The organism is Faecalibacterium sp. DFI.5.82 (assembly GCF_029076575.1).
Classification (GTDB): Bacteria; Bacillota; Clostridia; order Oscillospirales; family Ruminococcaceae; genus Faecalibacterium; species Faecalibacterium duncaniae.
On the sequence record NZ_JARFIS010000564.1, the window covers coordinates 1 to 308 of the forward strand.

The following is a 308-nucleotide window of genomic DNA, read 5'->3' on the forward strand; positions in this document are numbered from 1 at the left end:
GCCTCTTCAATCACGCCATAATCAATCAGGATATTCTTCTCCGCATACTGCGGGTAAACAACTCCCATCATCTCATACTGATAACGTCTTACGCGGCGATGCTCCTGAACCGGCTCCGGTGCATACGCAGCGGTTTCGCAGTGCGCATACTCCGGCATATCCGCAAGATCATCCCGAACAGCACGGATAAGCGCGTCTGCCACATCATCAATGTTCTTGCCGGTCTCCACGGCAAACAGTTCGTGCTTCTGGACTGCCTTGTCCAGATTACCGGGGGAGCGAATCAGCTTATATTTCATATCGTTGCC

The 308-nt window shown here is 52.3% G+C and carries 1 protein-coding gene; it reads right to left on the minus strand.

Translation table 11 applies throughout. The features are described 5' to 3' along the window. Positions 1-299 (minus strand): carboxylate--amine ligase (locus P0G09_RS17895; RefSeq protein ID WP_275253342.1); only part of this gene is annotated, 299 nt, incomplete at its 3' end. Positions 300-308: the final 9 nt, after the last annotated feature.